The organism is Brevibacterium oceani, assembly GCF_017948325.1.
Lineage (GTDB): Bacteria > Actinomycetota > Actinomycetes > Actinomycetales > Brevibacteriaceae > Brevibacterium > Brevibacterium oceani.
Map to the genome: position 1 here is coordinate 1656340 of NZ_CP072846.1, position 12657 is coordinate 1668996.

The 12657-nt window shown below is 65.7% G+C and carries 9 protein-coding genes; 8 read left to right on the top strand and 1 reads right to left on the bottom strand.

Annotated features, from left to right (window positions below):
* Positions 1 to 3 precede the first annotated feature (3 nt).
* From J9314_RS07240 to manA, 8 genes are all read left to right on the top strand, one after another.
* Positions 4 to 1173, top strand: a complete 1170-nt coding sequence (locus tag J9314_RS07240; protein WP_210605128.1) for an alkaline phosphatase family protein — start codon at positions 4 to 6, stop codon at positions 1171 to 1173.
* Between the two features lie 2 nt (positions 1174 to 1175).
* Positions 1176 to 2378 carry a methyltransferase gene (locus tag J9314_RS07245; protein ID WP_210605129.1) on the top strand — a complete coding sequence of 401 codons (1203 nt, stop codon included), beginning with the start codon at positions 1176 to 1178 and terminating at the stop codon, positions 2376 to 2378.
* A 98-nt stretch (positions 2379 to 2476) separates the two neighbouring features.
* Positions 2477 to 3679, top strand: coding sequence for a 5-(carboxyamino)imidazole ribonucleotide synthase (locus tag J9314_RS07250; RefSeq protein ID WP_210605130.1), 1203 nt, complete (start codon positions 2477 to 2479; stop codon positions 3677 to 3679).
* A gap of 111 nt (positions 3680 to 3790) precedes the next feature.
* Positions 3791 to 4315, top strand: a complete 525-nt coding sequence (purE, locus tag J9314_RS07255; protein ID WP_181275599.1) for a 5-(carboxyamino)imidazole ribonucleotide mutase — start codon at positions 3791 to 3793, stop codon at positions 4313 to 4315.
* Positions 4316 to 4352: 37 nt separating this feature from the next.
* Positions 4353 to 5501 carry an acyl-CoA dehydrogenase family protein gene (locus J9314_RS07260; RefSeq protein WP_281412374.1) on the top strand — a complete coding sequence of 383 codons (1149 nt, stop codon included), beginning with the start codon at positions 4353 to 4355 and terminating at the stop codon, positions 5499 to 5501.
* A 334-nt stretch (positions 5502 to 5835) separates the two neighbouring features.
* Positions 5836 to 7356 (top strand): LCP family protein, encoded by a 1521-nt coding sequence (locus J9314_RS07265; RefSeq protein WP_210605132.1) that lies wholly within the window; start codon positions 5836 to 5838, stop codon positions 7354 to 7356.
* 264 nt (positions 7357 to 7620) lie between these two features.
* Positions 7621 to 10284 carry an NlpC/P60 family protein gene (locus tag J9314_RS07270; RefSeq protein WP_246490660.1) on the top strand — a complete coding sequence of 888 codons (2664 nt, stop codon included), beginning with the start codon at positions 7621 to 7623 and terminating at the stop codon, positions 10282 to 10284.
* Between the two features lie 193 nt (positions 10285 to 10477).
* Positions 10478 to 11905, top strand: a complete 1428-nt coding sequence (gene manA / locus J9314_RS07275) for a mannose-6-phosphate isomerase, class I (RefSeq protein WP_246490661.1) — start codon at positions 10478 to 10480, stop codon at positions 11903 to 11905.
* 87 nt (positions 11906 to 11992) lie between these two features.
* Here manA and J9314_RS07280 read toward each other — a convergent pair whose 3' ends face one another.
* Positions 11993 to 12655: a CoA transferase subunit B gene (locus J9314_RS07280; protein WP_210605133.1), complete on the bottom strand. Its 663-nt coding sequence runs from the start codon at positions 12653 to 12655 to the stop codon at positions 11993 to 11995.
* Positions 12656 to 12657 lie beyond the last annotated feature (2 nt).

Consider the following 12657-nt stretch of genomic DNA (forward strand, 5'->3'; position numbering starts at 1 on the left):
GAGATGACACCCGAATCGGCCGTGAGCGCCGACCTGCTGCGTCCCCCGGACTATTCCGGCCCCATCCTCTCCGATGTGATCCCGGCCGCGGCACTCAGCCTCGGTGCGGGTGGAATCTTCGACGACACCGCACGGGCCAGGGCACGGCGCTTGGGCATCGACCGGGAGACCCGCACTGCCGTGGTCGTGCTCATCGATGGCCTCGGCGAGAGCCAACTGCGTCAGTACAGTGGGTACACGCCGTTCTTCCGGTCCCTGGCGGCGTCCCGGCGGACTCTGTCGACAGGATTCCCCTCGACGACCGCGAACTCACTGTCCTCACTGGCCACAGGACGTCTGCCCGGTGGCCACGGAGTCGTCGGCTACCGGGTCCTCGACCCGGCCCAGGACGCCGTATTCAACCAGCTGACCTGGAACCTCGACGTCGACCCCGTCGCGTGGGTGCCCGACGCGACCCTGTTCGAACGCCTCACGGATGCCGATGTCGATGTCGTCAGCCTCGGGGAGGCGAAGTTCGCCGGTCGCGGACTCAACCGTGCCTCTCTGCGGGGCGGACGATTCCGGGCGTCCAAGACACTCGAGCAGCGCTGCGCTCAGGCCGTCGAAGAGGCGAAGGCTCCCGGCCGCCGACTGGTCTATCTGTACTGGGGCAATCTCGACAAGACCGGTCACGTCCACGGTTCGAACTCTTCGCAGTGGACCGAGGAACTCGAAAGCGTCGACCTGGCTCTGTCGCAGCTGGCCACGGATCTGCCTTCGGATTCGACGATGATCGTCACCGCCGACCACGGCATGGTCGACATCGACCACACCTGTCGCCTCGACCTCGCCGATGCTCCGGCGCTGCGTTCGGGTGTCCGGCACGTCGGCGGCGAACCGCGTGCGGTCCACCTCTATGCCGAAGCCGGCGCCGCGGCCGACGTGGCATCGGCCTGGACCGAGACGGTCGGGGACAGGGCGCTCATCCTCAGCCGCGATGAGGCCATCCGACGCGGCTACTTCGGACCCGTCGACCCGCGGTTCCGACCGCGCATCGGAGACCTCCTGGTCATCTGCCGTGACGAGTTCGCCGTCGTCGACTCGGATACCGAATCACCCTCGGCGATCGCCCTCATCGGACACCACGGTTCGACCACGGAGCGTGAGCTCCACATTCCGCTGCTCGTGGTGTGACGGTGGCCGAAGACATCGCGGGGTCGACGATCACGTGGACCGAGGAGGGTGTGGAACTCTCAGCCGGGTGGCGTTCGGAGAACCGGTCCGCCGCGCCGACCCAGGTGAAGATCATCGGGGATGACATCACCGCCGACGCTGCCTTTCGCTTGGCCCGGTCGGGAATCGGACTGCTGTGGCGCGGGGACTACCACAACGGACGCCAGCTCATGCAGGCACTCGATCGGCGGTTCACACGGAATCACGCCGGCCGAGCCGGCAGCGGGCGGGGACGCGGCGCTGCTCGAGGCGGTCGGAGGACCGGTCGTGGTTCGGTCCGAGCTGACGCGGCGGAGACCTTCGCAGCGGAGCGCGCCTTCAACGCCGAGCGCTCACGACTGCTCGGTCTGCTGCTCGTCGAACTCGGGGAGGGCTACGCGCTCGAGCTGCGTCGTGCTCCGGAGGTCAGGCCGGCCTGCGAAGCGGCTTACGGAGTCTCGGACGGGCCGATGTGCATGTCACTGACCGAGCTCGGCGGAGTGCTCAGCGCCCACCAATGGCAGCTGAGAGGGGTGGCCATCGACGCTCTGGGGGAGCGCATCCACCCGCGCTATGGCGTGTTCTCCCCGATTCGCGGTGAGTACGTCGACCTCGTGGCCACGACGCCGTTCGGGTCCGCACCCCCTGCGACGGCGTTCGACCTCGGAACGGGCACCGGCGTGCTCGCCGCCGTTCTTCTGCAACGGGGCATCGGGACGGTCGTCGCCACTGACATCAACCCGCGGGCCGTGGCCTGTGCGCAGGAGAATCTCGAGCGGCTTGGCTTCGCCGGATCCGCCTCGGTCGTCGAAGCCGATCTGTTCCCGCCGGGCCGAGCAGACCTCATCGTCTGCAATCCTCCGTGGCTGCCGGCCGACCCGACGTCCGCCCTCGAACTCGGCATCTACGATCCCGGTTCTCTCGTCCTCCGCCGGTTCATCGACGGACTGTCCGACCATCTCACGGACTCCGGCGAGGGGTGGCTGATCCTGTCGGACCTTGCCGAGCACCTGGGTCTGCGGACTCGTCAGGAGTTCGAAGAGTGCATCCGGGCCGCGGGCCTGCAGGTGTGCGATCGATATGACACGGCGCCCCGTCACCGTCGGGTCTCGGACGCCGACGATGCACTTCATCAGGCACGAAGCGCCGAAACGACATCACTGTGGCGACTGCGACGCAATGCCTGAGTTCCGCTGACGGAGCGCAGATCCCCGACGGCAGAGGGCCGACCGCTCGGGGTTCGTATGCTGAACCCGGGGATGACCGGCCCACAGCGAACGATAGGATGACGAACGTGACTTTTCCACGAATCGGCGTCATCGGCGGAGGCCAACTGGCCCGCATGCTCGCCCCAGCCGCAGAAGCCCTCGGCATCCGCTTCTCCGTCCTAGCGGAGACCGCCGACGCCCCCGCCACCCAGGTCATCAGCGAGGTGACCGTCGGCGACTACACGGACTATCCGACGCTCAAAGCCTTCGCCGAGACCGTCGACGTCATCACCTTCGACCATGAACACGTCCCGCCCGAACACCTCGAGGCGCTCGCCGCGGCCGGCCATGCCGTCCGTCCGGGACCTCAGGCGCTGATCTTCGCCCAGGACAAGATCCGGATGCGCACGAAGATGGATGAGCTCGGTCTGCCGAACCCTGCATGGGCCGAGATCACCTCTGCCGCCGACGTCCAAGCCTTCGCCGCCCGAGTCGGATACCCCTTCATCCTCAAGACTCCCCGAGGCGGCTACGACGGCAAGGGTGTGCGCGTCATCGACAGCCTCGAGCAGGCCGTCGAATGGCTGAGCGAGGTCCCGCAGCTCCTCGCCGAGGAGAAGGTCGACTTCACCCGGGAGCTCGCGGTCATGGTCGGCCGGTCCCCGATGGGGCAGACAGCCGTGTGGCCCGTCGTCGAGACCTGGCAGCAGAACGGCGTGTGCAAGGAGGCGATCGCCCCGGCCCCCGACCTGCCCGCGGACAAGGCCCGGGCGATCACGGAGGCGATCCTCACCGTCGCCGGCACGCTCGAGGTCACCGGCGTGATGGCCATGGAGATGTTCGAGACTCCTGACGGCTTCCTCATCAACGAGTTCGCGATGCGTCCGCACAACACCGGGCACTGGACGCAGGACGGGTCGGTCACCAGTCAGTTCGAGCAGCATCTGCGCGCCGTCCTCGACCTGCCGCTGGGCAGCCCCGCAGCCAGGGAGGAAGTGTCCGCGATGGTCAACATCCTCGGCGCCGAGCACGAGGACCTCTACCAGCCCTACCTGCACGTGATGGCCCACGACCCGGCCGTCAAGGTTCATCTCTACGGCAAGGGTGTGCGCCCGGGCCGCAAGGTCGGCCACGTCAACGCCTACGGGCAGGATCGGGACCTCGTCCTCGCGCGGGCTCGCCACGCCGCGGACTTCATCGCCGGCGTCGACGCCGATCCGCATCCCGAGATGCCGACTCCCGCCGACCTCGTCGCCGATCACGACGCCGACACCGCCTGAGCAGGCGACCCGGCACCTCCTGAGGCCGGGGCGCCTGTGTCGTCGGAGGCGATGTTCCACGTACCTCCCGAGACGACGATTCGACCACCTCCCGAGACGAAGGAAGCACAGATGACCACAGCACATGCAGACTCGAGCCCGGCCGCCCCGGTCGGAATCGTCATGGGATCGGACTCGGACTGGCCGACGATGCAGGCCGCCGCCGAGGCGCTTGAGGACCTCGGCATCGAATCGAGCGCCGAGGTGGTTTCGGCCCACCGGATGCCCGAGGACATGGTCGCATGGGCCAAGACGGCCGCCGAGCGCGGCGTACGCGTCATCATCGCCGGAGCCGGGGGAGCGGCGCACCTGCCGGGGATGATCGCGTCGATGACCTCCCTGCCGGTCATCGGCGTCCCCGTGCCGCTCAGACACCTCGACGGAATGGACTCACTCCTGTCCATCGTCCAGATGCCCGGCGGTGTCCCCGTGGCCACCGTGTCCATCGGCGGAGCGAAGAACGCCGGCCTGCTGGCCGCGCGCATCCTCGGGGCCGGTGACGGCGCGGAAGCCGAGGCCCTGCGTGGGCGACTCGATGACTACCGCGACGAACTGCGGCAGGTCGCTCTCGACAAAGGACGTGCTCTCCGGGGATAATAGAACTACTTAACGATTGTTCAGTAGAAGGAGAATGATGTTCGACCTCTATCAGCCCAGTGAAGAGCACGAAGAGATCCGCGCGGCCGTCCGCGATATCGTGGAGAAGAAGATCTCGCCGTTCGCGGCCGAGGTCGACGCCGACTCCCGCTACCCTCGGGAAGCCCACGATGCTCTCGTGGAGACGGACTTCTTCGCCGCCCACATCCCCGAGGAATACGGCGGCATGGGCGCTGACGCGCTGGCAGTGGCGATCATCATCGAAGAGGTGGCACGCGGCTGCGCCTCGTCCTCGCTCATCCCTGCTGTCAACAAGCTCGGCAGCCTGCCCGTCCAGCTCGGCGGCAGCGAAGAGATCAAGCAGAAGTACTTCCCGTCGGTGGCTGCGGGCGAAGCCGGGTTCTCCTACGGGCTGTCCGAACGCGAGGCCGGCTCGGACACCGCCTCGATGAAGACTCGCGCCGTCCGCGACGGCGACGACTGGATCCTCAACGGAGTCAAGACCTGGATCACGAACGCCGGGGAATCCGAGTATTACACGGTGATGGCAGTGACCGACCCCGATGGGGCCCGTGGGCGCAACATCTCCGCCTTCGTCGTGGAGAAGTCCGATGAGGGGTTCACCTTCGGCGAGAAGGAGCGCAAGCTCGGCATCAAGGGATCGCCCACACGTGAGCTGCTCTTCGACAACGTCCGCCTGCCCGGGGACCGGATCGTCGGCGAGCCCGGCGAGGGCCTCAAGATCGCCCTGCGCACGCTCGACCACACGCGTGTGACGATTGCCTCGCAGGCCGTCGGCATCGCCCAGGGTGCCCTCGACTACGCACTCAACTACGTCAAGGAGCGCCAGCAGTTCGGCAAGGCGATCGCTGAGAACCAGTCCATCCAGTTCATGCTCGCCGATATGGGCATGAAGCTCGAGGCCGCCCGGCAGCTGACCTACACCGCCGCTGCCAAGAGCGAACGCGGCGATGACGATCTCACGTACTTCGGTGCCGCGGCGAAGGCCTTCGCCTCGGATGCGGCCATGGAGATCGCCACCGACGCCGTCCAGCTGCTCGGCGGTGCCGGCTACGTCGTCGACCATCCCGTCGAGCGGATGATGCGCGATGCGAAGATCACCCAGATCTACGAAGGCACGAACCAGATCCAGCGCATGGTGATGGGGCGCAAACTGATTCGCTGAGACACGCATTCCGCCACGATGGGCACTGCGGCGCGTCCGATCCTGACGACTCGCCTCAGTGCCCTTCTGTGTACCCACGGACGCGGCTGCCTGAGCCCCCGCACGGCGGTCGTCTGCTCGACGGCGCGGCTGCGCCAGGGTGCGAGCGCCGTCTGTGAAGAATCGCACACGCGGCGAATCCGACATGCACGGCGCGGATGTGCGTCGATCCCGGGCCCGCAGGCGACACAATGGATGAACACAGTGGACTCTGAGCATCGTTTGGCACAGTTGTTCCGGTGATCATCAGGCCGCCGAAGGCCGTCGCGACCGCGGACGAGACGAAGGGAAGGCAGTGGCCGAAACGAGATACGTGGACCCGATCCGCTACCCGTCGTATGCCTCACAGCCGACGCGGGACGTGCGGGCCTGGCTGCTGCTTCTGGTCACGGTCATCGTCCCCGGCGGGGTCCAGCTCCTGTTCCGCCGTCGCCGCTGGGCGCGCATCTCGCTGTCGATCACAGCCATCAGCTGGATCCTGGTGATCATCGCCGCAGTGATCATCCTCCTCGACAGGACGTTCCTCTTCACTCTCGGCACCAACCCGTTCATCCTCACGTTCCTCACGATCTGGATTCCGGTCATCGCGATCAATTGGGTCGTGTGTCTCTTCGATTCGCTGCGGAGGATCCGTCTCGTCACGATCTCCCAGCGCGCCCGCAGACGCTTCATCGCCGCCTTCTGCGCCCTCCTGCTCATCGTCGTCGGGCCGCTCGCGTGGGGGACGACGATGCTCAACTCCCAACGCGGCCTGATGAGCGACCTCTTCGCCTCAGGGAAGGCGCTCAAGCCCGTGGACGGGCGGTACAACATCCTGCTGCTGGGCTCCGACGCAGGAAAGGGGCGCACGGGGATCCGACCGGACTCGCTGTCGCTGGTCTCCATCGACGCGAAGACCGGCAAATCGGTCATCATCGGCCTGCCGCGGAATATGGAGAATGTGCCGTTCCCGGACGACTCCCCGCTGCACAAGCACTATCCGCAGGGCTTCAACTGCGGCGACGAATGTCTGCTCAACGCTGTCTTCCAGCAGGGCGAACAGCACAAGGACGAGTTCGAGGACCCGAAGACCGCGGGCGAACAGGCCACGATGGATGCGGTGTCGGCGACCACGGGCCTCGAGGTCCAGTACTACGCGATGATCAATCTCAAGGGTTTCGAGAACCTCATCGACTCCCTCGGAGGAATCACCCTGGTCTCCGGCAAGCGCGTGCCGATCTCCTCGAAGGTCGATCCGACCACCGGTCAGCACGGTCCGGTGAAGGGGTGGATCGAGCCGGGCAAGCAGAAGCTCGACGGCTTCCACGCGCTGTGGTTCGCCCGCTCGCGTGAGTTCGCCAGCGACTACGAGCGTATGGTGCGTCAGCGCTGCGTGCAGACGGCGATGGTCAAACAGCTCGATCCCTCGACGGTGCTCACCCGCTATCAGGCCATCGCGAAGGCGACCCCTGGGGCCGTCTCGACGGATATTCCGTCCTCGCAGGTCGACTCCTTCGTCGACCTCGCTCTCAAGGTGAAGTCGCAGAAGATCGAGTCCGTCGATCTCACTCCGCCGCGGATCACTCCGTCGAATCCTGACATCGATGTGGCGCATCGGCTCGTAGCCGATAAGATCGAGGAAGCATCCAAGTCCTCCGATCAGGACAAGGGTGCGCTCTCGACACCGGGAGGCGGGAAGTCAGCCGCCGCCGGAGTCGATGCGGGACTCGAACCGGACTCCGGTTCAGATCCGCAGCTGCTGGCGCAGAGCGCCGGCGGATCCTCGGCTGACAGCGGCGACGAAGCCGACGCGAAGGCGATCTGCTACGTGCCCTGAGACAGAGGACGCGCGGTCGGTCAGGCTCGACGATGACCGAAACCGGTCTGGCGATGAGTCTTCCGGGAAAAACTTTTGCTCGGTGTGTCCCTTGCCAATACTGGGAACCACAACGGTGTAACTAGAATATTCCTGCCTGTGGCTAGTCTGACACGCCGAAAATGTGTAACAATTTTGAGATGTTGGGGTTGCCCACCGTTCTGCCAACGGTGAAGGGGACCTCGAGGCCTGAACTTCCCTGTCTTCCTCGAAAAGGCTGTAACGATGAAATATCTATTGCCCACTGTCGCGGGCTGCGCATCTGTCGCACTCGTCGGCACCTTGGCGGTCACGGCGCCGGCGGCCTTCGCGGCCACCTCGTCGCCCGAAGTGTCCAAAGAGGAGCTCGACGTCAGCAAGGACGGACTCGACGTCCCCGGCGCCCGCGATTCCAGTGATTCCACCGCCACCGCCGCCAACCAGAGCGCCACGAGCAATCTGCCGAACATCTTCAAGTCGCAGACCGCTCTCGCCTCGGCCAAGGTGCCCGATGTCGTCAATGCCTCCGCCACGGCTGCGACCGGCACGGTCAACAACGTCTCGGCCGGGCTGACGTCCGGCTCGGACGAGACCGAGCCCTCGGAATCCTCAGCTCCCTCCGATGCGGAGCAGTCGCCCGCCGAGGATGAGAAGACCGAGGATCCGTCGACGTCCGAGGACGAGAAGTCCGACGACGAAGGGGCGAAGGACGAGAAGTCCGACGACGAGGACATCTCCGGTTCGGTCCGGCAGAAGACCGAGGACGGTGTGAACATCGCGCTGATCTCGGACGTCCTCGACGTTCCGACGAACAATCCGAGCCTCGTCGGCTTCACCTTCTCCGAAGCGAAGTCCAACATCCGCATCCAGGTCCGCATCAAGCACGGGTCCGATTGGGGAAGCTGGGACACACTCGATGAGGAGCAGCAGGAAGAAGCGCAGAACAACGGCTCCGAACCGATGACGGTGACGAACGCTTCGGGTGTGCAGATGCGCATCCTCGGCGATTCCGCACCGAGCGACGCGGAGCTCGTGCTCGTCGATCCCAAGCGCGACGCCGGGGACTCCCAAGCGGTGTCCGAGAACGCTCCCGTCGAGCTCGATCAGCAGACTTCGGGCGCTTCCGAGGACGCCTCAGAGGCTGCGACCGATGAGTCGACCGACGCCGAGGCGGCCTCCGCCGACAACGTGTCCGCCGCTCAGGGGGCGACCGTGTCCAACCAGAACTATGTTCCCGGATCGTCCTCGGTCTCGACCGTGGCGAAGAAGGTCTCGAAGCCGAAGATCGGCTCGCGCAGCTCCTGGGGAGCGAAGGCCTACCGGGGCAGCCCGGACTACGCGAGCGGCATCAAGCAGGCCGTCGTCCACCACACCTCGGGCTCGAACAGCTACTCTGCAGAGGACGTCCCCGGCATCATCCGCGGTATCCAGGCATACCACCAGGATGGACGCGGCTGGAACGACATCGGCTACAACGTCGTCGCAGACAAGTACGGGCGTCTCTGGCAGGCTCGCGGCGGCGATGTCTCGAAGGCTGTCATCGGCGCACACGTGCAGGGGCACAACACCGGTACCTTCGGCATCTCAGTGCTGGGCACCTACAACAGTGCGGCGCCGCCGAAGAAGACCCGCGACGCCGTCGCCTCGGCGATCGCCTGGAAGTTCTCCATCAACGGAATCTCGAAGGCGACGAAGTCGAACCTGGTCGGACACCGCGACCTGGGGCAGACCGACTGCCCGGGCGATGCCTTCTACGCGAAGCTGCCCGAGGTCCGTTCGACGGTCAACTCCATCCTCAAGACCGGCGAGCAGCCCAGCGACAGCAAGGACGACTCCAAGAAGAAGGACGACGACAAGAAGACCGAGAAGCCGAAGGCAAAGACCTCGATCGAGAAGTACGCCGAGAAGAACAAGCTCGGCAAGGCTCTCGGCAAGGAGTACTCGGTCAAGGGCATTTCGGGTGCCAAGGCTCAGAAGTTCGAAAAGGGTGTCGTCTACTGGTCCAAGAAGACCGGAGCGTACCACCTGTCCGGAGCGATCGCGTCGTCGTACAAGGGCGACGCGGTCACCGACTTGGGGCTGCCCACCTCTGCGGAGAAGGGCGGTCTCAAGGGCGGGGGCGCTGCACAGCGCTTCGAAAAGGGCTCGATCTACTGGTCCAAGGCCACCGGTGCCCACTACACCACGGGCGTGATCATGAAGTACTGGGGTGACAAGGGGACCGTCAAGGGTCATCTGGGTTACCCCAAGTCCGACGTGGTCTACAAGAACGGCCGCGGCGAGCAGCTCTTCGAAGGAGCACGCCTGGTCTGGGCCGAAGGCTACGGAACCACCGAGTTCTCCCCGAAGGGAAAGATCGCCGGTGGAGTGACCGACGACAACCGTCCGGGAGACGACTCCACCGATGGCAAGTCGCCTGCAGACTCCGGGGAAGGTGCTGCAGACGACAAGGGCTCGAAGGACGACAAGTCCAAGGACGATTCCAAGAAGAAGGATGACTCCAAAAAGGACGACTCGAAGAAGAAGGACAAGCCGACCAAGGCTGAGAAGATCGCTGCTCAGCGTTCGTCCATCGTCAAGGAAGCGAAGTCCCACCTCGGCGTGAAGTACGTCTGGGGCGGAACCTCGCCGACGAGCGGCTGGGACTGCTCGGGCTTCACCCAGTACGTCTACGGCAAGAACGGCATCAAGCTGCCGCGCACGACGAGCCAGCAGCGCTACGCCGGCAAGGAGATCTCCATCAAGGACGCCAAAGCCGGCGACCTGATCTGGATCCCCGGTCACATCGGAATCATCTCCGAGACCAAGGGCCAGATGTACGATGCGGGATCGACCCGGACGAACACCACGAAGCGCAGCTACAGCTGGATGCTCAGCCGCGGCGCGAAGGTCATCCGCGTCGTCGGCTGACCAGCAGCTTCGACGGACAGAGTCACAGCGCCTGAACGACAGTGCCCCGTCGGGATCCGAATACGGATCTCCGGCGGGGCACTGTCGGGTTCTCCTCCTTTCCTCTTCCCTCGTCGCTGCAGGCGATCCCGCATCGTCGCAGGTGGTAGGCGGTGAATAGTATGTGACTTCGTCTGAACAGTGAGTGAAGTGGATGTCGGCGCCGAAGCGTGAGGGCTATCGTGGACAGTGCACGCCCGGACTCGCCGAGCGTCGTTCCTACGATCCGACCAAGGGGGCCAGAACAGTGCATCGTCTGCACAATACGGTCAAGAACTTCGATTGGGGCAGCACGGACGCGATTCCCGCGATTCTCGGCACCGTCCCCGACGGCACTCCCTGCGCGGAACTCTGGCTCGGCGCCCACCCGATGAGCCCCTCTCGACTCGACCTCGCCGAGGAACGGACGACAGCCGCACGCAGACGCAGCGGCCGCCTCGCCGATTCGGCATCCGGCAGCCCGACCGCCACCGCCGGGACCGCCACCGAAACGGGAACACGACCGGGACCCAACCTCATCGAATACCTCGCAGGTGATCCCCACGGTCTGCTCGGCCGGGACTCAGTCGACGCGTTCGGTCCGCGCCTGCCGTTCCTGCTCAAGGTCCTTTCGGCCAGCAAGGCGCTGTCGATCCAGGTCCACCCGAACCGCGAACAGGCAGCAGCCGGCTTCGCACGCGAAGAGACGGCAGGACCGGCCCTCGACGCACCAGATCGCAACTACAAGGACGCCTCGGCGAAACCCGAACTCATCTATGCTCTGACCGATTTCCACGCACTCACGGGATTCCGGCCCCGCAAGGCCGTGCGCGCGACGTTCGAGCGGATGCTCTCGCAGCCGCTGACGCCGCCTTCGCTGGACTTCCTCGGTTCCGTCATCGGTGCCCTGAAGGCTCTGAGCGAGACGAAGGCGCTCTCACGCACTGTCGAGCTGCTGCTCGCCGATCCGCGAGCTGCGGGCCTCGTCGACGAGGTGGCCGCGCACGGAATCGACGAAGTGCCGTCCGGGCACCCCAGCCGCCGGGGCAGCGCTGTCGACCCGGCGCAGACGTTCTGCGAACTCGTCGACGACTATCCGCACGATCCGGGTGTCCTCGTCGGTCTCATGCTCAACCGGGTGCATCTGCAGCCGGGCGAGTCACTGACGATGGAGGCCGGTGTCCTCCACGCGTACCTCTTCGGCACGGGCATCGAGATCATGGCCTCGAGCGACAACGTCCTGCGCGGTGGCCTGACCTCGAAACACGTCGACATCGCTGAACTGTCGAAGGTCGCCGACTTCCGTGCAGGAATGCCGCGCATGGTCGAACCCGACCACTCCGGGGTCCTGCGGGGTGCCACCGACGACTTCGCCCTCCAGGCGCTGCGCTGCCCGCGCCTGCAGAGCCTCGTGCGCAGGGGAGCGGCGATCGCGCTGTGCACCTCCGGGACGATCACGCTGACCTCACTCGGGTCGACCGTGACCCTCGAGCGCGGAGAGAGCGTGTTCATCTCGGCCAATGAGCCGACGGTGACGGCAGACGGTCACGGAGACCTCTTCGTCGCAACCACCGGCCTGGAACCGGCAGCACCTCTCGTCTGACGACGACCGCCGCGCCGTGAACGACGAAGCGGGCCGGGCCTCCGATCGGAGACCCGGCCCGCTTCGTCATCCGCGGTGGGAGCAGCCTCAGGCGGCGACGTCGATGGTGGGCACGTCGGCAGGGACGACCACCTCGGCGCCGGTCTTCTCCTTGACTTCGTCCACCGTGACTCCGGGGGCGAGCTCGACGAGTGTGAAGGAGTCACCGGTGACGTCGAGCACGGCGATGTCGGTGATGATGCGGCTGACCACGGCCTCTCCGGTCAGGGGCAGGTCACAGGTATTCAGCAGCTTGTGCGAGCCGTCCTTGGCCACATGATCCATGATCACGATGACGCGCTTGGCGCCGTGGACGAGGTCCATCGCCCCGCCCATGCCCTTGACCATCTTGCCGGGGATCATCCAGTTCGCGATGTCGCCGTTGACCGCCACCTGCATGGCACCGAGGATCGCGGCATCGACCTTGCCGCCGCGGATCATGCCGAAGCTCGCGGCGGAATCGAAGTAGGAGGCGCCGGGGAGCATCGTGACGATCTCCTTGCCGGCGTTGATGAGGTCGGGGTCGATCTCATCCTCGGTCGGGTAGGGGCCGACGCCGAGCAGGCCGTTCTCGGACTGGAGCACGAGGTCGACGCCTTCGGGCAGGAAGTTCGGCACGAGGGTGGGCATGCCGATGCCGAGGTTGACGTAGCTGCCGTCTTCGAGTTCCTGGGCAGCGCGGGCCGCCATCTGATTTCTTGTCAATGACATAA

Bases quoted from the DNA above. Each gene is read 5' to 3' on its own strand.
- J9314_RS07280 (WP_210605133.1), bottom strand. From the start codon at position 12,655: ATGTCATTGACAAGAAATCAGATGGCGGCCCGCGCTGCCCAGGAACTC.
- J9314_RS07250 (WP_210605130.1), top strand. From the start codon at position 2,477: ATGACGAACGTGACTTTTCCACGAATCGGCGTCATCGGCGGAGGCCAA.
- J9314_RS07270 (WP_246490660.1), top strand. From the start codon at position 7,621: ATGAAATATCTATTGCCCACTGTCGCGGGCTGCGCATCTGTCGCACTC.
- J9314_RS07240 (WP_210605128.1), top strand. From the start codon at position 4: ATGACACCCGAATCGGCCGTGAGCGCCGACCTGCTGCGTCCCCCGGAC.
- purE (WP_181275599.1), top strand. From the start codon at position 3,791: ATGACCACAGCACATGCAGACTCGAGCCCGGCCGCCCCGGTCGGAATC.
- manA (WP_246490661.1), top strand. From the start codon at position 10,478: ATGTCGGCGCCGAAGCGTGAGGGCTATCGTGGACAGTGCACGCCCGGA.
- J9314_RS07260 (WP_281412374.1), top strand. From the start codon at position 4,353: ATGTTCGACCTCTATCAGCCCAGTGAAGAGCACGAAGAGATCCGCGCG.